The sequence below is a fragment of the Dialister sp. genome, from assembly GCF_047832375.1.
Taxonomy (GTDB): Bacteria; Bacillota; Negativicutes; order Veillonellales; family Dialisteraceae; genus Dialister.
The window spans coordinates 807,789-831,903 of the sequence record NZ_CP181256.1 but is presented as its reverse complement, the minus strand read 5'-3'; the positions used below and the strand labels follow the sequence as shown (position 1 = coordinate 831,903).

At 45.2% G+C, this 24,115-nt stretch carries 18 protein-coding genes and 1 pseudogene; 8 read left to right on the top strand and 11 right to left on the bottom strand.

The features are described from left to right. Positions 1-1,694 precede the first annotated feature (1,694 nt). Positions 1,695-1,862 carry a hypothetical protein gene (locus ACFWUL_RS03485; RefSeq protein WP_301874546.1) on the bottom strand — a complete coding sequence of 56 codons (168 nt, stop codon included), beginning with the start codon at positions 1,860-1,862 and terminating at the stop codon, positions 1,695-1,697. 3 nt (positions 1,863-1,865) lie between these two features. Here ACFWUL_RS03485 and ACFWUL_RS03480 point away from each other — a divergent pair, with 3 nt between their 5' ends. After that, positions 1,866-2,333, top strand: a complete 468-nt coding sequence (locus tag ACFWUL_RS03480) for a hypothetical protein (RefSeq protein ID WP_302482460.1) — start codon at positions 1,866-1,868, stop codon at positions 2,331-2,333. 159 nt (positions 2,334-2,492) lie between these two features. Here the strand turns inward: ACFWUL_RS03480 and ACFWUL_RS03475 are convergent, their stop codons facing one another. The 4 genes and pseudogenes from ACFWUL_RS03475 to ACFWUL_RS03460 all read right to left on the bottom strand — a co-directional run bounded on the left by ACFWUL_RS03475 (position 2,493) and on the right by ACFWUL_RS03460 (position 7,728). Further along, positions 2,493-3,113, bottom strand: a complete 621-nt coding sequence (locus tag ACFWUL_RS03475) for a hypothetical protein (RefSeq protein ID WP_416177813.1) — start codon at positions 3,111-3,113, stop codon at positions 2,493-2,495. After that, complete coding sequence (locus ACFWUL_RS03470; protein ID WP_301874550.1) at positions 3,106-4,398, bottom strand: AAA family ATPase; 1,293 nt, start codon at positions 4,396-4,398, stop codon at positions 3,106-3,108. Before ACFWUL_RS03470 ends, ACFWUL_RS03475 begins: the two co-directional genes overlap by 8 nt. A gap of 1,187 nt (positions 4,399-5,585) precedes the next feature. Continuing rightward, a pseudogene (locus ACFWUL_RS03465) lies at positions 5,586-6,317 on the bottom strand (RloB family protein). A 1-nt stretch (position 6,318) separates the two neighbouring features. Continuing rightward, a complete protein-coding gene (locus ACFWUL_RS03460; protein ID WP_416177812.1) occupies positions 6,319-7,728 on the bottom strand; it encodes an AAA family ATPase in 1,410 nt (469 codons plus the stop codon). Positions 7,729-9,389: 1,661 nt separating this feature from the next. Between ACFWUL_RS03460 and ACFWUL_RS03455 the strand changes: the two genes are divergently transcribed. The 4 genes from ACFWUL_RS03455 (at position 9,390) to ACFWUL_RS03440 (ending at position 15,056) form a co-directional block, all read left to right on the top strand. Continuing rightward, a complete protein-coding gene (locus ACFWUL_RS03455) occupies positions 9,390-10,577 on the top strand; it encodes an IS110 family transposase (protein WP_416177811.1) in 1,188 nt (395 codons plus the stop codon). A gap of 806 nt (positions 10,578-11,383) precedes the next feature. Then, entirely contained in the window at positions 11,384-11,932 is a 549-nt protein-coding gene (locus ACFWUL_RS03450; protein ID WP_416177810.1) for a DUF6932 family protein, read from the top strand. 786 nt (positions 11,933-12,718) lie between these two features. Then, a complete protein-coding gene (gene istA / locus ACFWUL_RS03445) occupies positions 12,719-14,290 on the top strand; it encodes an IS21 family transposase (RefSeq protein WP_416176889.1) in 1,572 nt (523 codons plus the stop codon). After that, positions 14,280-15,056 (top strand): ATP-binding protein, encoded by a 777-nt coding sequence (locus ACFWUL_RS03440; RefSeq protein WP_322350056.1) that lies wholly within the window; start codon positions 14,280-14,282, stop codon positions 15,054-15,056. Before istA (ACFWUL_RS03445) ends, ACFWUL_RS03440 begins: the two co-directional genes overlap by 11 nt. A 522-nt stretch (positions 15,057-15,578) precedes the next feature. On the opposite strand, the gene ACFWUL_RS03435 is transcribed toward ACFWUL_RS03440, so the two are convergent. Beyond that, complete coding sequence (locus ACFWUL_RS03435; RefSeq protein ID WP_416177809.1) at positions 15,579-16,298, bottom strand: DegT/DnrJ/EryC1/StrS family aminotransferase; 720 nt, start codon at positions 16,296-16,298, stop codon at positions 15,579-15,581. A gap of 230 nt (positions 16,299-16,528) precedes the next feature. On the opposite strand from ACFWUL_RS03435, the gene istA (ACFWUL_RS03430) reads away from it, so the two are divergent. Further along, on the top strand, positions 16,529-18,106 hold the full coding sequence (gene istA, locus ACFWUL_RS03430) for an IS21 family transposase (RefSeq protein ID WP_416177808.1): 1,578 nt from the start codon (positions 16,529-16,531) through the stop codon (positions 18,104-18,106). Continuing rightward, on the top strand, positions 18,103-18,858 hold the full coding sequence (locus tag ACFWUL_RS03425; RefSeq protein ID WP_273185728.1) for an ATP-binding protein: 756 nt from the start codon (positions 18,103-18,105) through the stop codon (positions 18,856-18,858). Before istA (ACFWUL_RS03430) ends, ACFWUL_RS03425 begins: the two co-directional genes overlap by 4 nt. 118 nt (positions 18,859-18,976) lie before the next feature. On the opposite strand, the gene ACFWUL_RS03420 is transcribed toward ACFWUL_RS03425, so the two are convergent. The 5 genes from ACFWUL_RS03420 to ACFWUL_RS03400 all read right to left on the bottom strand — a co-directional run bounded on the left by ACFWUL_RS03420 (position 18,977) and on the right by ACFWUL_RS03400 (position 22,173). Next, positions 18,977-19,375 (bottom strand): DegT/DnrJ/EryC1/StrS family aminotransferase, encoded by a 399-nt coding sequence (locus ACFWUL_RS03420; RefSeq protein WP_416177807.1) that lies wholly within the window; start codon positions 19,373-19,375, stop codon positions 18,977-18,979. Positions 19,376-19,658: 283 nt separating this feature from the next. Then, positions 19,659-20,639 carry an NAD-dependent epimerase/dehydratase family protein gene (locus tag ACFWUL_RS03415; RefSeq protein WP_416177806.1) on the bottom strand — a complete coding sequence of 327 codons (981 nt, stop codon included), beginning with the start codon at positions 20,637-20,639 and terminating at the stop codon, positions 19,659-19,661. Positions 20,640-20,649: 10 nt separating this feature from the next. After that, complete coding sequence (locus ACFWUL_RS03410) at positions 20,650-21,036, bottom strand: hypothetical protein (protein ID WP_416177805.1); 387 nt, start codon at positions 21,034-21,036, stop codon at positions 20,650-20,652. Between the two features lie 73 nt (positions 21,037-21,109). Continuing rightward, positions 21,110-21,646 (bottom strand): IS630 family transposase, encoded by a 537-nt coding sequence (locus ACFWUL_RS03405; protein WP_416178112.1) that lies wholly within the window; start codon positions 21,644-21,646, stop codon positions 21,110-21,112. Between the two features lie 17 nt (positions 21,647-21,663). Next, positions 21,664-22,173 (bottom strand): helix-turn-helix domain-containing protein, encoded by a 510-nt coding sequence (locus tag ACFWUL_RS03400; RefSeq protein WP_416177170.1) that lies wholly within the window; start codon positions 22,171-22,173, stop codon positions 21,664-21,666. Between the two features lie 561 nt (positions 22,174-22,734). Here ACFWUL_RS03400 and ACFWUL_RS03395 point away from each other — a divergent pair. After that, positions 22,735-24,039, top strand: coding sequence for an IS110 family transposase (locus tag ACFWUL_RS03395; RefSeq protein WP_416177804.1), 1,305 nt, complete (start codon positions 22,735-22,737; stop codon positions 24,037-24,039). The last annotated feature ends 76 nt before the right edge of the window (positions 24,040-24,115 follow it).

The following is a 24,115-nucleotide window of genomic DNA, read 5'->3' as shown; positions in this document are numbered from 1 at the left end:
GGCCCGAACCGTTCCGCGGCTCTCGCCGCAAAGGTGGCGGCGCACAAATAGGGAAGCGCCGCCTTACTGATACACGCCAGCGGCTTCGCCGCTATTGGAATCCTAATGACTCTACACAAATAACATGAAATTGACTCTACAGTAGGCCCCTTCCTCGGGAAGGGGCTGCCCACCGGGCTGGGGTTAGCTGTAGGGAATCGACCGAAGCGCCGCAGGCGGACAAGCTTTCCTAGTAACTAGAAGCTAGAAGCTAAAAGCCCCCACCCGCTTGCACGCATACTCAGCTACAGGACATCCGCGGCAAAGCCGCTAAAGATCTAGACCTAGATCTAGATCTAGACCTTCAGGGCCTCCGGCCCCATCCCACTCGATCTCGGTCTCGGCCTCAATCTCATTCAGGGGGCTCTCGCTAAAGTTGCTCCTACCGTTCTCTGCTTATCCCCCCAGCCGCTTGCGCGGCCACCCACCCACCGCAAGCGGTCTCCCCGATCTAAGCCAGTCGACAAAAGGAAGGCGCTTTAATGTGCAGTAAAAGCGCCAATTTGCGACTGGCTTGCGAGTCTTCTGCAGGACTCGCACCTTCGCGATGAAAGTGTCTCACTGCATTCTCAGTCGCCTGACGGCTCCCTACAGCACGGCTATCAGCGACTCACGACAATTTGAGCGTCGCTTCGCTCCTCCGCTACGGCTGTCACCGACTCACAATGATTTGTGCGTCGCTAACGCTCCTTCAAATCATGTTCGCTGGTGCAACTTGTGTTCGCTGCTGTGACTGCAGTTCACTTACTTTTCCCTCTAAAGAGGGAGGGTTGGTGGGTGGTCCGTAAGGCGGCGCTTCCTAATTTGTGCGCCGCCACCTTTGCGGCGAAGCCGCGGATGGGAACTGATGGAAGCGCCGCAGGCCGTCCAGCTTTCCTGGCTGCTAACAGCCAGCAGCTAGAAGCCCCCATACGGACGCACGACTCTCACCCATTCGTCACTCGGCCCGCAGGGCCTGTCCATCTCAAGGCTCAAGGCTGAAGGCTCAAGGCCCCTATACGTTCGCACGCCCCTCAGCCACATGCGGACCGGCCCGCAGGGCCTGTCCGCCCAGCTGACAGCTGCCTTGTCTCTAACCACATTAAATACCTGCTGCAACCAAACCGTAAACACGCCAATAAGACCCGGTGTCCGTATACTGCAAGAATTTGTCCAGTGAATCAGGCGCCGGCGTAAGGATGGAAACCGAAGTTTCTCCAAAAGCCGAACTAGTCGTCAAAGAGGCAAAAGCATGAGCCAGTATAAAGTCCTTGGGTCTTATGGTGTTTTTTTGCATTTCATTGTCATGAATCCGGATTACATAACATGGTGCGAGGATCGAGATCGAGAGGAATTGCGGCAGAGCCACTGGCCTGCTCGGTCTCGGTACAGGCCCCACTTCCCTATTCAGCTGAATCGGTGAGAAGCGTTCAGGGTGATATCCATATCCGGCCGGTCTTGGCAGCTGCTTCCCTTTTGCTAGCACTGGGGAATATACTGACCGTCCTTCTATGCTGCAGGTCCCTGATTTACTTCTCTACTATATACATACCGCGAAGTTGCATTTTGTGAACATGAAAATATAAATTTTATCATTAGAATTTTATGAGATGAAATTGTAAACCTTAAGTGTGTAATAGCTAGTGGACCTGGAACAGAAAATCCAGCACTATTTGCTATACGTAACAATACCCGCAAAACCGGACCTCCAGCTCTTTGCCCTCACCCCCGGTTCCTTCAACGTCCAGCTGGGCTCCCGCAATGATAGTGACTCCCTCTTTTACGGCAGCGGAGAGGAATGAAAGGTCAATGTACTCTATAAGTCGGGCATCCGCCTTCTTCATATCATGGACTCCCTCCATAAGAAAGAAGATCCCACCCGGCATCTGGCAGAAGAGAATGATGAAATTCTGGAATCCATCAAGTCCATATATGAGACCATGGACACCGCCAACCTGTCCCTGGATATCAGCTGGAACTACCACCCCATATATGACACCTTCTCCATTTCCCATGAAGAAACGGCCCCCATCGCCAGGGCCATAGAGGCCTACGTAGAGCACCGACAGGATACAGCAACAGAGCAGCTCTTCACCGGCATCATCACCGGCGTGGACGTGAAAAAATACATCATCCGCCTCCAGAAAAAGGATGGTACCCCATTGCCCATTAAATTCCGAAAAGAAGACCTCCCCGCCCTCATGGCCCAGGACGTGAATCCATTATATCCCAGAGAATACAGGATTCACGTACGCTGCGAGACGAAACCCATGAAAAAATGTACATGGCAGTTTAAGGGATTTGAGGAGACCTGAACATAAATGCAAAAAGTCCGAATGGCTATAGAGTAATGACTTCATAGCTTTCGAACTTTTGGGGTGTATATGGTTCCATTGCTATTTGGAATAGGCTAAAGCAGGAAGAAAAGACATGCAATTGGGGGAACTTTTTATTTATACAATGAAAAAGCAACCCTATTTCATCCCATAGCTGCTAGCATTCCTATCGAATTCTTCAACACTTTTAAACTGAATCTCATCAAAGAATTGCAACCAATTACAGTCATTTTTTGCAACTTTTAGTTTTTCATCTATGGGGCTTGCCTTTTTAGCCCAACTATTAATCCCCGTATTGATTTTTTGATAGCTATCAGGACCATTCTTTAATTTTTGCGGATTATAGACAAGTATAAAACGCGTACGTATGCCAAGCTTATCAAAATATTGAGAATTAAGGACTATCTTTTCAAAATAACGATAACTGTGAGCAATCTTTGCATACAAGTTATATTTTACTTTATCATCCAGCCTTGAATTTTTAAACTCTATAAAGTTTACATACCCGTCACGGAAAGAAATAGCGTCTACACTGCAAAAAGGATGTCCGCCTCTTTTCCTGGACAGTTTTTGAATAATACTGTCAAAGCAATAGGCTATTTCTTCCGATTTAGAAATATATATCACTTTCCCGGGTATAGAATTATCTTTTGAAATTACCGAAAATGTCTGTTTATACGAAGAATGAATGCAAAATGCACTTTCCAACTCTTGATAGGAGCTTATAGTACCATAATCAACTATACTTGCATTATTCATGATTATCACTACCTATGTTATCATCCATTTGGTTCAAGATGCTAAACGGCTTAGCCATTTCACTATAAATGCTTTCTAACCTGTCATTTACATGATTGAATTCTGCATAACCCCTGTCATTGAGACTAGCTAAATAATAGTCGCACAACTCTTCCATACCATATTTTCTTGAGTACATTTCAATGGCACGAAGGAAATAAGGACTATGCGTTGTAAGCAGGACTGTAAGATCAAAGATTTTCTCCAAAAGGACCACAAGCTCAGCATATTTCAATTGCCATTCCGGATGCAAATGCACCTCGGGTTCGTCCAGTATTAAAACATCTTTTTCGGAAAGAGCACCACGACTGAGAAGGAGCGAAAGCAACGCAAAAGATTTTAAGCCGGTAGACAGGTTATCGACAGCCAGCTCCTCACTATATCCCTTTTCCTGATAGCTAAACCCACCGCGTTCATTTGATAGAATTTCTCCCGGAATCACCTCATCTAAAAGTGCATTCACACGAGTTAGTTTCTTACGTGTCAAAGCCTCCGCCACGGCAGATTGTTTTGCACCCTCTCGCAGGAATTTGCATAAATAATCTTCCGGCGTTGAATGCGCCCCCATATAGGCTGGCCGGTAGTTTAATGCTTTGATGCTTTCCGGTGTCTGTATAAGCAAGGATTTATTCAACAAAACCAAGGGCACCTCTTGATTAGTGCACTGATTTTTATCAAAGCCAATACGAATCTTCTTATCTTTTATAGTTAACTCTATTTCTGCGGGCTCATTGCTGAGTAATGAGTTAACCTGATCCTTAAAGACCGGTAAAAATGTACGTTCAATAAGAATAGAAATAATATCAGACTCCGGAACATCATCAACCTGACTGATCTCGTGCCAAACATCGGAGACGACTTGTTCAGGCGCATCAGTTGATACCCCTGGCATTTGTAATAATTCCATGAGTTTCTGAGTAAATTCTTTTCGAAAAGAATCCTGATTTGCAAGATCTATATTCTGACCCCAATTAAACCATCTTCCTAATGGAATCGCTGTCAGCTTTCTTCCTGACTCTGTATTGAATTCGATATGCCCTATCGCATGCGAAAAAGCCTCTCGTTTTTCCTTCAACCGTTCATCTTCAATCTTTCCCGTAAGTCCATATAAAGAGTTAAATACGGAAAAAAGTGTCTTTCCAACTGTACTTTTCCCCGTATTATTGTTCCCGGCAATGACCGTCATTCCCCGGAATTCAAAATCTCCATGCTCTATTTTCCCCACATGGTCAATTTTTAACCTCATGATGTATCTCCTATATTTTCACTATAGCAGCAAAATATCAATATTATACTTATACATTATAAGCCTATTTTAGCACACCTCATGTTGTAGAATCTATAAATAAGCAAGCACACCAAGGCAGCAGGAAATGGGGTAACTAACCCGGAAAACGCAAACTTTCTAACTTGCATCCATCAAGCGGCAGGCTAGACCAGCAGATATGTGCGAAATTCACCCCTCCAAGCCGAGTAATCATCTCAATGAGATCTTGGGACCAACAGCTAAAACGAGTAAGTCAAGCTTTCCAGGCTCAGCAATCAAGCCTGCAGGAAATTACTGCCAATAGATATAAGCTAGGACTCAACCTTTCCAAGCTATTTAATCCATCCCACCAACGCGCCAACCCACTATCCGCAAGCGCCGAGGTAAGCGACGAACACAAAAACACACCAATCAGGCCCAGGGTCCGTAGATTGCAAGAATTCGTCCAATGAATCAGACGCCAGCGTGAAGGGCTCGGAACGAAGCCGGCCCCAAACTGAACTTGTCGTCAGAGGATCAAAAGCATGAGCTAATCTAAAGTCTTAAGCCCTATGGTGTTTTTGTTGTTTGTATTCAGCAAACATTGTTGTGACATATCCGGATAGTCGGGGTAGCTGGTAGCTTGTGGCCAGCAGCTGGGTGATTGGCGGCGATGCCGCAAACCATTCGATCGCGATCTGTCTTTTCGAGAAGCTTTCAGGGTGATATCCATATCCGGCCGGTCGTGGCAGCTGCTTCCCTTTTGCTAGCACTGGGGAATATACTGACCGGCCGTCTACGCTGCAGGTCCCTGATTGACCTCTCTACTATATACATAACGGGAAGTTGCATTTTGTGAACATGGAATGACATTAAATTTTAGTGAGAAAGTGTGGAACCCATTGCGGTGATAGGGAAGAGGGAAGAGGGAAGAGGGAAGAGGGAAGAGAGTCTTTCAGCGTCATTTGCGGCGCTTACCGGTAGAGTCACGAGACGGCAGACTGGGAGACTTCAGACTCTAACAGGCGGCTCTGCCGCCGGGTGCACTCTTCACTCTGCGCTCTTCTCTCTTCTCTGTTTTTACCGATATAGGCACGAGATGTCAGACGGTCAGACTGCAGACGTCAGACTGAAAAGGCGGCCAGGCCGCCAGTCCCACTCTTCTCTCTTCTCTATTTTCCACACAGTTATAAAAAATATTTCTTTTCATCTTTTCCTAAATATCCGGCCAACTCCTTTACGAGCTTATGAACTGTAGTAGCTGGCACAACTTCTGAAGGCTTATGAAGCAATAATTCTTTACCATATTGTTTTTCCAGATAATCCAGCTGCTTTTCCGCATTTCTAATCGCATTTTTTGGACTTCCAGCCTTCAATATATCTTCGTAGAGCAAAGGGTATCCACTCTCCGATAATGACAGGCAAGCTGATTTTTCTTTACTGTATTTTTTGTGCAATAGTTTCTGGAACTGTTCATTCAATATCTCCGTATAGGCCTCCCGGCCATTATTACTTCTGTATAGTATGAAATGCAGCACCAGCCAATACTCGAAGCATTCATTCGACCATCCTGCATACTATTCAATTCCGGTATGGCCTTTATTCAAGGCATCCATACTCTGTAAAACATTATTAAAATGATCACGAGGAAATTCATCTTTGTCGTATAAGCACCATACTTGGCAATGTCTGGGATGGCTAATGCTGACCCATTGCCGGGCCGCCTCCAGAACCCGTTGTGTTTCACGGCCGGTCCCCTTTACATAAATCATATTTCTATAGGCTGCGTTCTTTTCTATGGCAATCTTCATTCCTGTAAAATAAGCAGGTTCTGTCACAGTGCCTTCCGAAAAAATGGCATATCTATAGTTCCTGGGTTCCAAAAATCCGTTTCTTCTCCGCTTCACACCATGGGCCATATCAATTCACCCAGCCTTCCATTTTCTTAAAGAAAGGATCCGCCCCATACCTTCCTTCCATGTATTGTTTACTGTAGGAAGCATCTTTCCTTGGTTTTCCTCCGTTCTCACCTCGAAAATCGGATAAAGAATACATCTGCCCTTCTTCATCCCCATTTTTAGCGGCAAACCAGATTTCATCCCTTCTGAAATTCTGGGAGTTCATGGTCATGACATTCTGGGAAGTAAAAATCAGCTGCGCTCCATTTTTATTGATCCCCGGATCTGCATACAATCCGATCATATATTGCAGAAGGGCCGGATGTAGCTTTGCATCCAATTCATCCACCACCAGGGCTGCACCATGAAGCAATGAGGAAATAATAAATGGCAGGCTGTTGAATATCTTAATGGTCCCACTGGACTCTTGATGGAGTTCCAATTCATAGGATTTTCTCTTCACCAGATGTTTTGTAAAAATCCGAAACCGCTTCTGGTCTGTAGATGAGTTGTCAATCTCCTCCAATCGATAATCCGTAATATTGGTATCCATGGCATCCAGGAAATGGAGGATAGAATTCTTCATTTCTCCATTCTCCGGTAAGTTCATAAAATGTTCCTGAAAAGAATCCTTGTAATCCAAAAACAGGATCTTTTCTTTGAACCATGAAATGACATCCTGTATAATATCATTTCGACTGTTCACGATTCCAAAATAAGACAGCAGAGGCAGTTTTGGAGAAATGGTAAACTTCTCTTCCTTCCCCAAAAGTTTCTTCAAAGGCTGAATCAGGGAAAAGTTCTTGACTCCTTCCCTGGAAAACACCTTCGTATACCGTCCATGACGAATACTCTTATGATACAGACTCTCAGAAACAACTACATCATTCAATACAGATAAATTATACTCATACTCATACATGGCGGTCCTGAAGACAAGAGAAAAATCAGTCGGCCGATTTCTTGTATCCTTATCAAATAAATAGGGGATAATAAACCGGCTGAACGAATCCGATTGCTGTGGCCGTAAATCATCGGTAGCAACAATTACCGGATTGATCACCTTATAGCATACGCTATACAGAGCATCCAATACAGTAGACTTGCCGCCGCCATTGGGTCCATAAATGACGGATAGGGGTAAGAAAGAGTTGCCATCCCCATCTACAATCAAAGAATCCCTATGCTCCGATAAACTTTCAACCGCTGCTAACGACAGCATCGCTTCATTCTTAATGCATCTGTAATTTTTTACAGTAAACTGACATAACATAGACCCCACCTCTTTTTGCTGGAATCGTCTTCTAATTGAGATAAATTGAGATTTTTTATCATATTTTCCTGATAAGATCATCATATCACGATAGAAAGAAAGAGAAAAGAGGAATAGCGGAAAAAGTGAAGAAGGAAGAGAGCGCTCAGTGCGAAGCACCTGACGTCATTTGCGGCGCTTACCGGTATAGGCATGAGACGTCAGACTGGGAGACTTCAGACAACAGACCCTAACAGGCGGCTCTGCCGCCGGATGCACTCTTCACTCTGCGCTCTTCTCTCTTCACTGCTTTTACCGGTAGAGTCACGAGACGTCAGACGGTCAGACTGCAGACGTCAGACTGAAAAGGCGGCTTCGCCGCCGGATGCACTCTTCACTCTTCACTCTTCTCTACTCCCTTTCCCCCACTACAAAAACTCCTGATTCATCCCAATGCCGCTGCACGGTGGGGCTCGGGACACCGTCCCCAGGGGATGGGCCGGGAGGATCCCGTAAGGGGTTCCCGTGCTTCCGGTGAGATCCGGTGAACTGTCGCCACTCATGATTTCTGACAGGTCTTTCCTCAGGAGTTGTTGTGTTGATAGTATAGTGAAGAGTGAAGGGAGACGAGTGAAGAGAATTCCGCGGCTATGCCGCCGGATCCTCTCTTCCCTCTTTCCTCTTCTCTCTTCACTTTGTGATTTCTCGACGCGTCGGAGAGACAGGAATCATATGAAGAAGTCCTCCCTCTCTCCCGGTTCCATGGATTCAGCGCCTACGGGAAACGAAGAGATTTCTTCCGGCCTTTCCGCCTCCAGCTATATAGTAGGGGATAATGGATAAATGTCCCCGGCGAAAAGGCAGAATTGAGATTTGAGTGAAGAGAATTGAGGCCCAGCGGCTCTCGCCGCGAAGGTGGCGGCGCGCAATTCATACAGCGCCGCCTTATGATTGGACCCATCAGCGGTTCCACCGCCATACCTTCTGTCTCCAACCGTTCATCGTCATCTCGAGCGGTGGTTAGCGGAGTAGTGACACCACAGGCAAGAATCGCTACAGCTTCGATGAGTCGAGAGATCTCTCAGCTAAATGACTATGACGGGGTTTTCAAAGACAGAGTTGAGGTAAGAGAGTTGAGAGTTGAGGTCCCGCCTGCGGCGCTTCCATCGGTCCCCATCCGCGGCTCTCGCCGCAAAGGTGGCGGCGCACAGTTCATATAGCGCCGCCTTATAATTGGACCCATCAGCGGTTCCACCGCCATACCTTCTGTCTCCAACCGTTTACCGTCATCTCGAGCGGTGGCAGCATGCTAAATAACTCTGCATTTAAGAATCGCTACAGCTACGATGAGTCGAGAGATCTCTCAGCTAAATGCCTGTGACGGTGTTTTCAAAGAGAATTGAGGTCCAGCCTGCGGCGCTACCATCAGCTAACCTCCGTCTGCTTCGCAGCCACCTCCTTCCCAAGGAAGGAGGCTAACGAGCAGTGGCTTCGCCGCAGATGGAATCCTAATGACTCTACGCAAATAACGTGAAATTGACTCTGCAGCAGGCTCTCTTCCCAGAAGAGAGCTGCCCACGGGGCTGAGAGATGGTGATGGAAACGGCCCGCAGGGCCCATCGGAATCCCTCTGTCTGCTACGCAGACATCTCCCTTTTAAAAAGGGAGACTACCTGACAGCGGCTAGCGCCGCTGAACAATCTTTCCTAGAAGCTAGCCGCTAAAAGATAATATGAAATGACCTCCCCAGTTTGATGTATATGCCCAAATTTCGGTAAAATATAGTTGCAAGGCCAATTTTACGAGAACAGGATCATATTTTCTCAACCAAGGAGGTCATCATGTCTTATTCTAGCACATTTACGTCCCCGATCCCATTCGTTTATGTTGGTATCGACACCCATACCGAAAACTATACGATGGCTGCTGTCGTTAATCAAATGTCTCCTGCCGGTGAAATTATTACGTTAGATCTTATTCCCCCTCGTAAACTTGGCCCTGCAGTAAAGAATGTGCTCCGGTTCATTGGTGATTGCAAAAAAGCCGTTAACAGAGAGTGCCATGTTATCTGTGGTTATGAAGCCGGGTTATTCGGTTATGGCCTTTACCGTAAGCTTATGGCAGCCAATGTAGATTGTATGGTAATAGCTCCTTCTTCTTTGAAGAAAAGCAGCAGAGATAAAAAATTCAAAAATGATTATATTGATTCAAGAGCGCTTGCCAATGCCATGGCGAAAAGTGAGTGTATTTCCATTTATGTCCCCGATGAGGAAGACGAATCCATTTTCCGCTATATCAGGATGCGTGACGACCATCAGGATATGGTTAAAGTCACTAAACAGCGGATAACTGCTTTTGTGCACCAGATGGGATTCCATTATAACCAGGGAGCTACCTGGACCCAAAAACATATGAATTGGATTATGAGTCTCCCGCTGAGCGAATTGAATAAAGAAACATTGAGTGAGTATATGACAACTCTGCTTACCCTCCAGCAGAAGCTGGAAGATCTGGATGTCAGGATTAAGTCATTTGCAATGCAGAAAAAGTATGCAGCTAATGTCAATAAACTGCGCTGTTTCCTTGGAATAGAATATGGCTTTGCACTTCGTTTAATTGTAACTATTGGCGATTTCAAGCGCTTTCCTACAGCAGGCCATTTTGCGTCCTTTTTGGGACTTACCCCAACTGAACACTCCAGTAATGAAGATGGCAACTATGGCAGCATTTCAAAAGCCGGAAATATTGTTTTGAGGAAGAAGCTGATTGAAGCAGTCTGGTCCGGCTTTTCACGGGGGCGGCCCGGATACAAGAGCAGGGCTTTGAGAAAACGGCAGGAAGGATGCTGTGCATCAGATATTCATTATGCGGACAAAGCAAACAGAAGACTTCGCGTAAGGTTCAGAGACAAGATTATGAAAGGGAAAAACAGTAATGTTGCTGCTACTGCCGTTGCCCGGGAATTCAGTGGCTTTATTTGGGGAATGATGACTGGACACACTGCTGACGTTATTCGTAAGAAAGCTTGACATCGCACGCATAGTTCTCTGAGTTAGGCAGCAAGCATAAAAATACAGCCGAAGGGAGATGATTAAAAGGTGAATAGCGGTTTGGACAATATTAAGGGAGAGCTTTGAGTTAAGAGAGGCTGGGTTATCCTAGTGCTAGCTTTGCAGGACATGCATAGGCATGATTCCAAATAAAAGATTGAAGGAACCCGCGGCGAAATCATTGACCTGTTAATCCACGTATAAGAGACTGATCAAGCCCCGGAATAATCTGCAAAGCTCTTCCTCCATGTTGTCCAGGCAGCTATTGCCTGGAACCCGCATACCAATTTGAACTTGACATGGAGCCCCTGCTCATGTGATTTCCAAGCCAAGGGGCCGAAAAAATATGGCCATAGAGGAAGCAGGCTATCACATGAGCCGCTCCATGTAAAGTTCAAATTTTCCCAAACCGATTTAATTCCATTACATCTTGCAACTAGTCTTATTGGCAAGAATATTTGGCATGCTTGGGGTCTTGACAAAGGTCATTTCATAAGAGCTAGAAGCCCCCACCCGTTCGCACGCCGCCTAGCCACACAAGCGCCGCAGGCGGATCAGCTTTCCTAGCCGCTAGCAGCTAGAAGCTAAAAGCCCCCGCCCGTTCACACGCCTCTCAGCCGCGGACAGCGGATAGCGGTCAGCCGTCAACTGTCAGCCGTAAGCCGACAGCTGTAAGCCTTCTGTCCCACTAACCCACCAACCCACTATCTCACTAACTCACTATCATATATGTTAAAATAAAATCAAACATCATATCCCAGTGGTCACGGAAGAGAGGAGCAGCTATGACGGAAACACCGACCTCACCTTTTGATGAAAATGGATACCTGGCCCCGGCGGGGCCCCACTACGACACCCTTTGCCATGTGCGGATTACCCTTGTGGAAGGCATCATTCCCTACCGCCTCAGGGCACAGCTTTTCCGTTCCATGGTCCAAACGATTTACCACTTCATAGACCTTCTGGGCACGGACTGTATCAAAGTCTGGATCGGAGGTCATTTCGTTTCCAACATCCCCGAACCCACAGATACAGACATCTGCATCCTGGTGGCCCCGGAAATTCTTGACCATCTCGATACATACAGCCGGAAAGTAGTGGCCGCCTTCATCCATCCGGACCTGGACCGCCATCACCTGGCAAAGAGGATCTACGACCGGTGGCACTGCTCCGTCCACATCCTGCTGGACGAGGAAAATCCAGGGAATCCCTCCTACCCCCTGTACCAGCAGGCAAAGGACATGATGGAAAAGCTATACACCCGGGATGAAGCAGGCAAGCCCATGGGATACTACGTATGCAGCGCAGACAGGAAGAAAGGCCATGACCTATGAAAAGCGGGAAGAAACAAATCGCTAAGATCGAGCCACTCATAAGGTAACATATTTTCAATCTGTAAATTCGCGGACTATAGGGACTATAAAAAAGTAATATACAAAGGGCCCAAAGCTATAGCATGGTAAGTCTATGGCTTTGGGCTTTTTGTATGTGCTCAGTGTCCAAGGGATTCCAAAATCCGGAATGGCGGTTTCCATTTACCAGATTGGTAGAGACATGAGTTCCGGAATATTCAGTACTTTCTCGGAACAAGTGGAGATATCTCCACGAAACAATTATACAAGGACAATCAGTGGCTCCCTAAGTGCTGAATACTCATAAGGGGTGAGTAACTATCAGTTTCCAAAGGCCAGGCCCATGGTTTTCATTTTGCCAGAAAGGCGGTTCCATCGGACAGAAATATTCAAAATTGGCTATAATAAAAAGACTCCTTTCATAGAACCAAGGAAAATACTATGTCCCTGTTTTCATTCTATAGCAGGAAGCCTAATATTAATATATTTATTAAAAGAATTTAGAAGTATTTTAGCTGGTATGTACACCGATGGTCCAAGATATTACCTAAAAATGGCAAGCGGTACACCTCGGCGGACAAACGGTACACCTTGGCGTGAATAATACGCACCAAGTGAGCCACCCAATACGCTCCTCAGAGCCACCCAATACGCAGGTGAGAGCCACCTGCTTTTTTGTTTGAATACGCGCTAGAGAGCCACCAATTGTCCTTGTACAATGGACTTGTGGAGATATTCCCACTTGTTCTACGAAAGGATGTGGTTTCAATGGCTAATGAAAAAGAGATTTTAGTTCACTTTCTCCACGGTGAAAGCCAGCGCTCCATTTCCAGAACGCTCCAAGTATCCCGCAATACAGTTTCCAAAGTTGTTACGGCATACCAGGTACAGGGGTTGGATCCTGGCAAATTGCCGGAGCTGCCTGACGATGTGCTTCACCAGAAGTTATTCCCGGATGATGTAGCTGCATCTCTCCAAACACCTCCGGATTATGCCTTTGTGCATAAAGAACTTTTGAAAGACGGTGTTACGCTCAAACAGCTTTGGGAAGAGTATGTGATGGATTGTCGTGAAACGGGAAAGCTTTATTTCCGCTATACACAGTTCTGTAAGAAGTACCGGGATTACGTGAGTTCCAACCGCCTGACCATGCATATCCACCACAAACCTGGTGAGAGACTGATGGTGGATTGGGCCGGTACTACAATTCCTTTGTACAACCCTGTTACAGGAGCGATATCTAAGACATATATGTTTGTATGTACACTGCCTTTCAGTATGTACTGCTATGCCGAAGTATTTCCGGATATGAAAGAGGAATCATGGATTCAGGCACATATCCACGCATTGGCATTTTTCGGTGGCTCCACGCGGCTTCTTGTACCGGATAATCTTAAGACCGGAATCGTTTCTAACAGGAAATACGAAGACCCTGTGGTCAACAAGGCATACCAGGAATTGGCAGATCACTATGGCATGACGATTCTGCCAGCCCGTGTGTTAACGCCAAAGGATAAAGCTGCCGTTGAAGGAAGTGTTGGTCAGCTCACCACTCACATCATCGGAAAGCTACGCAACCATCATTTTTTCAGCCTGTATGAGATTAATTCAGCTGTGGACGGGCTGCTTAAGAAATTCAACAAAGCGCCTTTCCAAAAGAAGGATGGAAGCCGGTATTCCGTATTTCTTACCGAAGAGCTTCCTTTTCTCCAGCCGCTGCCCCGTTTCCCTTATGAGTATGCAGAATGGCGGAAAGCCACGGTGCAGCTTAATTACCATATAACCGTAGATCACCAGAATTATTCCGTATCTTTCCGCTATGTTCACAAAAGAGTCGATGTCCGGCTCACCAGCAAAGTAGTAGAAATTTACTATGAAGGGACCCGGATTGCCAGCCACAGACGTCTTACCGGTCGCTGGGGACAGTATGATACGATTACAGAGCACATGCCTCCCAATCATCAGCTGTACAGCCAGTGGGATGGAAACCGTTTCCGCCGTTGGGCTAAGAAATGCGGTCCATCTGCAGAAATAGTGGTAAACAGACTCTTAAGCAGCTACCGTGTAGAAGAACAGGCTTACAAAGGATGCATTGGGCTTTTGAAGCTCAGTGAAAAATACGGAACCGACCGTTTGGATAAGGCTTGCCGCCTTGCATTGGAGAAAATGCCGGTTCCCCGCTACAAGCTGGTCAAAGGCATTTTAGATGAAAAACTGGATATTGGACTTACACCGGAAGAATCCGAATGCCAGACGGCCCCGCAAAGTAATGCTGACGACAATTCCCATGCTTTCGTAAGAGGTGCCGCTTACTATGGAGGTGATCACCATGAAGAATGACACTATTCGTAAATTGCAGGAAATGAAATTGTCCGTCATGGCCAAAGCCTATATGGATCAGATTGAGAACCCCGAACAATATGCTGACATGACTTTTGATGAGCGCCTTACACTCATTGTCGACAAAGAATCCGATGCACGCCTCAACAATAAGCTGAAGCGGCTCATCAAGAATGCCCATTTTTCCGACAGCCAGGCTGATCTTTCCGGGATTCAGTATCTTCCTGACCGTCACCTGGATCGGAATCTCATCAACTATCTGAAAACCAATGCCTATATCGACAAACAGCGTAATGTAATCCTTTGCGGTGCCACCGGTTGCGGAAAGACGTTCATCGCCAATGCATTGGGCCTCAATGCCTGCCGTGCCGGATACAAAGTTCTGTATCTTCGGCTGCCGGATTTCTTCATGGATTATTCTTTGGCAGAATCCAAGAATAAGCAGAAAGACTATCTGAAGAAGCTTCAGAATGTTCGGCTCCTTATTCTTGATGATTTCTTGCTATTTCCCGTTAAAGCGAACGGAAGCGACAGCCTTCTGGAACTTCTGGAATACAGACTTGGAAAGGTATCTACGATTTTCTGCTCCCAGTTGTCCTATTCCGGATGGCATCAGCAGCTTGGTGGCGGAGCCGTGGCAGATGCCATTCTTGACCGGATTATCCCAGGCTCCTATAAACTCGAGATTCAAGGGCAAGTTTCCATGCGCCAACGGCTTGCTGAAGAAGAAATGAAGGGTTCAAAAGTAAAAGTTGCCGCTGACTAACAAATATAGATAATGCAGGAGAGCCGTCCACTGTCCACCGACTGCGGACGGCTCTCATCTGCGTATTTGCTTTTTTTACCAAGGCCACCAAGGTGGCTCTCAACCGCGTATTGGGTGGCTCTCAAACGGCGTAATATTCACCTTGGCGGACAGGCGGTACACCTACTGCGGAATACTCAGATAAAATCCATCATTTTATTTTGCGCTTACAAAAATTCAGTTGCCTAAAGTGTCTAATGTCTGTTCACTGTAAAGCTACACTAGAAAAAAAAGAATAGCACAAGTACTTTCAAGCAGCGAAGCCTCTTGAAAGTACTTGTGCTATTTTCAATAATTTCTACTTGGTTCTCAGCTGGATACCTGGCAGTTCTGAAAAATAAAGTCTCCCTATGCAGAATCCCAAACATTCTTCTATATCTCACCAGACAAAAGATACACTTTAGCGGATATACCAACTACTGTGAATCACTCACCACCAACTACCAACTATACTGGTAATTGATAATTGACTGAGATGAATCCCTATTTCCTGCATTCCAACACAATGTCGCAGATTTCATCCACATCCTTCAAATCCAGATCTGCATAGAGCGGGAGAGTCAGTACGTGACGACTCATATGAAGGGCTACAGGTGTCTGGTTTACATCAAATTCATTATGGAAACATTCAAATGTATTGGTAAGCGGATAGAAGTATTTTCTTGCACCTATACCGTGAGAAGCTAGTGCATCAAAAACTTCATTTCTTGTAGCTCCAAATTCCTTTTCTTCAAAAATAACAGGGAAATAGGCATAGTTAGGTTTTACATCTTTCTGGACCGGATTCAGAATAAGGCCATCCACATCCGAGAGACGCTCTCTATAGCGGTCTACTACCTTTTTACGCTTGGCAATTTCTTCTCCTACATGCCGCAGATTGCAAATACCCATAGCAGCACAGAATTCATTCATCTTTGCATTGGCACCCACAGCATCCACCGTCTCCGGTCCACGGATACCGAAATTTTTCAGGCCATACAGTTTCTTTCCAAATTCAGGATCCTTGAAGACCGCTGCACCGCCTTCAATCGAATGAAAGACTTTTGTTGCATGGAAGGAGAAGCAGGATACATCACCAAATGAAGCCGTACTTTTTCCTTTATAGGTAACTCCAAAGGTATGAGCCGCATCGTAAATGACTTTCAGCTCATACTTATGAGCAATCCGCTCGATTTCCTCTACATTGCACACATTGCCATACACATGTATGAGTATTCCGCAGTAGGTGTACCGCCTGTCCGCCAAGGTGTACCGTTTGTCCGCCGAGGTGTACCGCTTGCCATTTTTAGGTAACTTCTTGAACTATTGGTGTACATGCCAGCTGAAATACTCCTAAATTCTTTTAATAAATATATTAATATATGGCTTCCTGCCATAGAATGAAAACAGGGACGTAGTATTTCCCTTTGTTCTATGAAAGGAGGCCTTTTAATATGGCCAATTTTGCCAGGATCCGGCTCATCCTGGAGCTCCATGACCGCGGAATGTCTCAAGATGAGATTTCCCGCTCCCGTCACATGTCGAGGAGTACGATTACTACCGTACTGCGAACAGCGCGGAAGAAGGGCATCACTTATGCGGGCATCCGCAAGCTGGATGATGCAGCACTACAAAAGCTCTTCTTCCCTGACCGACCGGAAGGTTCAGACATGTACGAGCTGCCGGATTACGAATCCATCCATAAAGAGCTCAAGAAGCCGGGTGTGACTCTTTCATTGCTCTGGACGGAGTATCGTGACAGGTGTCACCAGAATGGAAACATTGCTGTAGGGCATACCAAGTTCTGTGAGGATTACGGCCGGTACTGCACAACCCATGACCTGACCAATCATCTGGAGCATAAGCCCGGAGCCCAGTGCGAGGTCGATTGGAGCGGGCCGACCATGCAGATCATCGACCGTGATACCGGCGCGACCATTTCCGTGCATCTCTTTGTTTCCTGCCTCACATACAGCAGGTATGCCTACGTGGAGGCCACGCTGGATATGAAGATGGATACATGGCTCCGGTGCCATGTTCACATGTACGAGGCATTTGGCGGCGTTCCTGTGCGGACAGTCTGTGACAATCTCAAAACCGGCGTTGTGAAGCATCCCAAAGAGGGTGAAGTGGTTCTCACCGATGCCTATGAGGCACTTGGGCTTCATTATTCAACTGCTATTATGCCTGCCGGTGTGCGGAAGCCCAAGCAGAAAGCATCCGTGGAGAATACGGTTGGAAATATTGCCACCGCTATCATCGCCCGTCTTCGCAATAAGGTTTACTTTACTCTTGGCGAGCTGCAGAAGGATGTAGTGACTGCTACAGATAAGTACAACCGGCAGCCCTTCCAGAAAAGGCAGGGAAGCCGCTATGAAGTATGGCTGGACGAGAAGAAATATCTCCGGGCTCTTCCACGAGCTCCTTATGAAATCGCCTCGGTTATTCTGGGAAGGAAAGTATATCCCAATTTCCACGTTTCCTTTAAGAAAAACTGGTACTCCGTTCCCTACGTATACCGCGGGCAGTCCGTGGATATCCGTTACACCGACAAACTTGTGGAAATCTACTGCGGAAACCGGCGTATTGCCTCCCATATCAGATTTCCTGACTACATGACCAACCACTATTCCACACGCCCGGGAGATATGCCGGATGCATTCAACCAGCCGGAAATGGACAAGGACCGCATCTGTGCCTGGGCAGAGAAGATCGGACCTTGTACGTCGGAAGTCATCAGGAGGATTTTTGACAGTGTAACCATAAAAGAGCAGGGCTATAATGCTGCATTGGCCGTTCTGCATCTCAGTCAGAAATATCCGAAGGACCGCTTCGAGAATGCCTGCCAGTATGCTTTAGCCCACACAACATCGCCCCGCTACAACTATCTTAAAGCTGTATTAGGGAACAATCAAGACAAAATCCTGGACGGCGTACATTCCGCCCGTTATGAAAATACCGGAAAACACAGTATTTCCGAAAAAGGCGCTTACATCCGCGGCGCAGACTATTATGGAGGAAAGACAAAATGATCAATGAAGAAACACAGCGGAAACTCCGCAACATGAAAATGGAACCTCTGGTAGAAGCCCTGCAGAACCAGCAGAGTGATCTGGAATCTTATGCCCCTTTGGACTTCGATTCGAGGCTGACACTGGCCATCGATGAATGCTATTCAGTAAAATTGGATGATCGCATCCGGAGGCTGACGCATATTGCTAAGTTTCGCTATCCTGATGCCGATGTTCACACCCTTATCCTGCAGGGCAGAGGTTTCAGCCGCGAAGAAATCCTGGGCTATGCCAGCTGCGGTTACATTGAACGCCATAAGAATCTGATCATCAACGGATTTACCGGAGTAGGAAAGACCCACCTCGCCTGTGCTTTAGGGAAAGAGGCCTGCCGCCATCTGTACAGGGTCAAGTATTTCCGCATGCCGGAGCTTATGGAACAGTTCAATTATGGAACCGAAGTCGGACGGAGCGTGGCCAGCATTGTAAAGAAGTTCTCCGGCTACGATCTCCTCATCATCGACGAATGGCTTCTCGAGATGCCGACGGAAGTGGAGCAGCAGTATCTTCTTGAAATCTTGGAAAACAGGTACGATGCCCATTCTACTATTTTCTGTTCCCAGTACAAAAGCTCAGAATGGTATCCACGCCTCGGTGATGGGGTTCTGGCCGATGCGATTATGGACAGAATCATTCACAATGCCTACCACATCAATTGCGGATCAATGAATATGAGAGAATATTTGAATAGCACCGATGCGAAAAATGACTAAATTATTTTAACATCATAACCTAAAGAATAAGCGGTACACCTTGGCGGATAAGCGGTACACTTTCCGCGGAAAGGCGGTACCGCTTTTTCGGATAGGCGGTACACCTGTTGCGGAATATTCACACATGTACCGGCATGATAGCGCAGGTCCGGTCAGTAATAAGTGATTCAATTTTTTCCACATCCATGGTGTAATCCACCGGATTAATATCACAAAAGACCGGAGTAAGTCCGTTACGGACAATGGCATGAGTCGTAGAAGCGAAAGTATACGGCGTCGTAATAACTTCCCCCTGGAGATTCATAGCCTGAAGAGAAAGTTCCAGTGCCATGTGTCCGTTGGTGAAAAGGTCCAAATTGTCTACTCCCCAATACTTCCGGAGTTCCTTCCGGAGTTCTTCATGCTTGACCCCCATATTAGTCAGCCAGCGAGAGTCCCAAATATCTTTGATTTCATTGACGTATTCCTCAAAAGGGGGCATACTGGATTTTGTTACATTAATCTTGTTGGTTGTCATGATTTTCTCCTATTATTATTTATAAATATGCTCTTTTGAATATGACATCATAATAGCATGGTTTTATTAAAAGAACAACTTATACAAAAAATATAAAAAGCCGGATTTACCCACCCAGTTTTTATATCTTACTAAATTTTACCGCTAATAAATTGCTTTATAAGGACCTATATCTTTCAAGTTCAATTATTATTTCATTTATAACTGCTTCATCAAAAACCACTGCCGTTTTGTCCCCTATTCCGGATCGTATATTTTATTCAATATCTTTTTTTACCCATATTTAATTACTATGCTTCATCATCTCTCTTTTCATATCTTTCAGCATCGAAATATAGTCATACTCTGGCTTGTATCCGAGATCATTCACAGCAGGAGTAATATCCATAATATATTGAGGTGCATTAGGCATATTCGGTGCAAAACTAATATGAGACTTCTTTTTTCCACAAAATACATCAACAATTCCCTTGATCTGATCTAGAAGTGAAATGCCAATACCTGTTCCGACGTTATAATATCCTTCCGATAGATTAACGAATAATGCTTTATACAGCATCTGGCAAAAATCTTTAACATAAACCATATCCTTTTTGCGATTCGGATCACCCCAAACCTGTATAGGCTCTCCGTTAATCGCTTTATCAATAAGAATTCTATAACCAATCTTATGGCGAACTCCATCTACATAGTAATGATCTTCGGGAGAATAAAGATAAATTGTAGGCAATCGGAAAATGAACCGTTTCAGCCCATACTGCTGATGATAATTTTCAATCATGTCTACAGCAAAGTTTTTAGTCATCACATAGATAGTATGATCAGTGGTATAACTGAATTTTCTAGGCATATTGACAGTAAGGATTGGGTCTTTTTCTGCATAGCTTTTGATATCGCCAAAGCTTTGGGCAAAAAGGATTCGATCTGCGTGCGTTTTACGGCAATATTCCAAGATATTTAAATTACCAGTTATGTTAACGTTGATATATTTATAAGGATCATAGCCTTTCATTCTTGCTGGCATAATACCAGCTAAATCTACAACACCATATATATCTTCATATGGGAGTTTAGCGAAATCTGCTATATTGGTAATATTAACAGCAACATAGCGTACACCCATAGAATCAAAATCATGGATATCACGCATACCCGAAGCGATAATTTCAAAATCATCTCCGCTATAATGGTTGCAGAAATATTTAACAAAATAGTGTCCAGTATCCCCGCTAGCGCCAAAAACTACAATTTTTTTCTTTCCCATACTTCCTCCCCTATTCCACACAAACTTTAACATAATTCCTTATATTTACAAGGACTTCCTCACATCTCGCATGAGACTCAAACTGCATAACCAGTGTCCCAATGGTCTGATTTGCTCCACTAAATACGTGAACCTCATCACCACGTTTCACCCATATGTTTTTTTGCTTTACAAAATTTTTTTCAAATTCAGAATCCAGTTTCACTTCTTTAAACTTACCCTCATCATAGCTATGTAGAATATATTCTGCCCAAACGCCTTGATACTCAGGCTTTTTCATAGGTAGAAGCGGCATGCCTAAAGCACCACGAATATTATTAGAAATAAGATCCTGCCCAGTAATGATTTTGAGCATCTCCGATAACCGATTTCCACCACCACGCGGTGAACATTCCATAATATATGCTTTCCCATCAGTACCTACACGAGTTTCTACATTATATATACTATAGTGAACGACAAAAATAACTTTATTTAAAGCTGCACAGGGTTCGAAGCTGATTATTTGGCTTTTTCCAAGCCTCGAATGCTTTTTCAACTGTTTCCATAAGTTCCATTAAGGTTGCAAAGAAACGATTGTGTGTATATTCTCTGCGGGTTTTTCTCCAAACCTGTTCGATTGGATTCAGATCAGGTGAATAGGGAGGAAGCATCAAAATTGTAATTTTATCTGATATATCCGCATATTCTGGCCGCTTTTCTACAGCAATTAGTCGATAGGCCTTTTTGTGCCAAGGGGCATTGTCCATTACCAGAACATAATGCTTGCCTTCCGGCAACGGTTTTGCAGCCAAGAACTCACGAATAGAGGCTATTGTGGTCTCATAGTTGAATTTCTCCGGCTTTGTCGTAAATAACTCTCCGGTTTCTGGGATAACAAACCCACTATAAGGAGACTTGAAACGTGCCGGGAATGATTTCACCTTAGGTGCACTGCCTTTTTCATACCATCCACGTGTAATTGTAGTCTGAATTTGGAAATGCACTTCGTCCTGAAATGTCAGAATTGCGGTACTGTCTGCTTTTACTTCGTCGATTTTTTTTTAAAGGCAATTCGTTCATCCGTATCTTCGTATCCCTTGGATGGATATAGTTGGGGGCGGATAAGGGAAAAGCCCAGACTGTGAAATAGACGTTGGCATTGTCTAACGCTTAGCGTAGTGTTGTACTTACTACTGATATAGTCAGACAAGCTCGGCCCATCCCAGACATTGTAGCCGTATTGTTTTGGCTCGGAAGTAAGGGCCTGCTTGATTTCTTTTAGCTGCCCGTTGGTAAGCTTTGAGGGCCGGCCTTTGTGCCCTTTTAATTTAAGTGCGTCAAAGCCCTTTTCATCAGCAATTTTTACCCAGGATGAAATTGTCATCTTGCTTACACCAGCTAATTTACTGATTTGGGAAGCAGACAAACCGGATAGAACCATGTTTACGGAGAATACTCTGAAATGGAACCTGGCGTCATCAGTAGACGACATAATCTCCTTACCTTGTCTCAAAAGTTCTTCCGGATCAGTGTGATACTTTCGATTGTTCATATGTACTGTACCTCCAATTGAAGTATAGCACATAGATACATCAATTTAAAGTAAAGTAATTAATGTCGTTTACTATAGCTTCTAGCGGCTAGCTGTCAGGAAAGCTGGTCAGGCCCTTGGGGCCGAAACCGTTCAGCGGCTTCGCCGCGGTGGTGGCGGCGCACAAATTGGGAAGCGCCGCCTTATGAATTTCATCTGCGGCGAAGCCGCGGGACCTCAACTCTCAACTCTCTTATCTCAACTCTGTCTTTGAAAATCCCGTCATAGTCATTTACCAGGGAGATCTACTACAATGGAGTTTGGTTAGGAGATGTCCAGCTAGCAGCTCTTAACTGCCTTGTTGTTGAAGCTGTACAATAGAGATGCAATGGATGGACCGGGAAGATATGGAACATCACCGTTCGCTCGAGAGCCCGTCTTCCGGCATCCTGGTACAGCGTCCGTTTTAAGCAGGCGGATCTGGTCATTTTATGACCAAGTTCATGTACCTTAGTAGATAGGATAGGCATCAGGGAATTGCTGGAGTCTGTACATTGTTCTTTTGTAGTAAAGAGGCGCATTATGATGGAATTATCTAAATGTAATGAAACTGTGAAAGTGTCTGTAGGTATCGATGTTTCAAAAGGACATAGCACGGTTTCTTTTTTTCGTGAAGGAGACAAGTCTCCGTCGAAGCCATTTACGATTAATCATGACTTACCGGGCCTCAGGTTTTTGGAGAGAAAGCTTGACCAGTATAAGGCTAATGGTACATTGAGAATCTACATGGAATGTACCGGTCGATACCACCTCGGCCTTGCGAGTAGTCTTCAGAAGGACGGATATACCGTGTATACGGTGAATCCGAAGCTTCTTGCAGACTTTCATGACGATTCTCTTCGTAAACCGAAGACAGACTCGATAGATGCGCAGAAAATTGCAAGCTATGGAATTCAATACTGGAATAAGGAGAGGAGGCCCTTTAGTCAGATGGATTCTAAAAGGGAATGCCTCAAAGAATGTGAGCGGCAGTACAAACTATATACTGATGAATGTGTGACATTTACCAATAATCTGCTGTCCCTTACCGATCTCACCTGCCCAGGAGTGAACAGGCTGTTCTCAAGCAACCCCAATCAGAATGGACACTTGAAATGGGTAGATTTTGTGAATACCTGGTGGCATGTTGACTGCATCAGAAAAATGTCTATGAATGCATTTTCTAACCGGTATTGCAAATGGTGTCAGAAGCATGGTTATGAATTCAGTGAAGATAAAGCTGAAGACATCATGAACTGGGCAAAAAAGGCACTGGCTGCTATGCCTAAGAGCATGAATATAAAGAAAACTATACAGATAGCCGTCAATGCAATAAATGAACTTCTTGAGACTATCCGAGATACCAAGGAGCATATGAACCAGCTGGCATCTCAGCTTCCGGAATATCCGGCAGTCATGAAGATGGACGGTGTTGGTGAGGTAACAGGGCCCATCATTATGGGAGAATTGGGAGATGTTACCAGATTCACCAAGCGCAGCCAGATAACTGCGTTCGCCGGTGTTGACCCCAAAAAGCATGAATCAGGTGACGACAAGCCGAAAAGCTCTCGAGCTACAAAAATCGGGTCACCGGAACTTCGGCGGGCATTATACCTTATCATGACATCAAAGCTGGCCAGAAAACCTCAAGGAGACCGGGTATATGACTTTATAGTGAAAAAGCGCAATGAAGGTAAGAAATATCTCGTTTATATGACAGCTGGTGCGAATAAATTTCTGAGGATCTATTACGGTACAGTACGTGATTATATGCAAAATAAACAGAATTCATCGTTTATTCAGGATAAGACGTCAGCAGGTCAGATGAATGTATCCAAAACTGCGTAAAAAGTCATATAGCACAGATTGGGTGAATCATGTAGTCTAAATCAGGTCAGGGCAGTTTTCCATGCTTTTATCTGAT